This window comes from Gordonia polyisoprenivorans NBRC 16320 = JCM 10675, assembly GCF_000241325.1.
Classification (GTDB): Bacteria; Actinomycetota; Actinomycetes; order Mycobacteriales; family Mycobacteriaceae; genus Gordonia; species Gordonia polyisoprenivorans.
Genome location: NZ_BAEI01000022.1, coordinates 1 through 731 on the forward strand (window position 1 = coordinate 1; position 731 = coordinate 731).

General features: G+C 64.2%; 1 protein-coding gene. It reads left to right on the forward strand.

Annotated elements, in window-relative coordinates; genetic code table 11:
• Window positions 1-702 (forward strand): IS3 family transposase (locus GOPIP_RS06000; protein WP_050955237.1); only part of this gene is annotated, 702 nt, incomplete at its 5' end.
• Window positions 703-731: the final 29 nt, after the last annotated feature.

Below are 731 nucleotides of genomic sequence, written 5' to 3' on the forward strand. Positions count from 1 at the left end.
ATCCCGGTGGCTCGGTGCACGGTGGAACGCTTGATGCGCGCCAACGGCTGGCATGGGGTCACCCGCCGCAAGAAGGTGCGCACCACCATCGCGGATCCGTCGGCTCCGCGGGCAGTGGACCTGGTCAAACGCCAGTTCCGGGTGGCAGCACCGAACGTACTGGTCGTCGCCGATTTCACCTACGTGGCACTGGCCAGCGGGGTGTTCGTGTACGTGGCGTTCGTGATCGACGCGTTCGCCGGGCGGATCGTCGGCTGGGAATGCGCTGCGACCAAGACCGACCGGTTCGTTCGGACCGCGATCCGCCATGCCGCCCAGCTCCGCGAGCGTGAAGGTAATGCCATGTCGGGCAACACAATTCATCATTCCGACGCCGGCTCACAGTACACGTCGGTGCGGTGCGGAGAGACGCTGGAGCTTTCGGGGCTGATCCCATCGATCGGTACGGTTGGTGACGCCTACGACAATGCGCTCGCCGAGACGACGATTGGATTGTTCAAAACCGAAGCGGTACGCGATGATTCGCCGTTTCGCACTGGTCCACTGTCCGGGGTTGGGGACGTCGAGCACCTGACCGCGGTGTGGGTCGGCTGGTACAACACCAGCCGGCTCATGCACCGACTCGGGCGCATCCCACCGATCGAGGCCGAGCAGAACTACTACACTCAACGTGCCGCCACAGTCGTGGAGGCACACCAGTAACCAGGTGTGCACCAAACCCGGGGCGATTC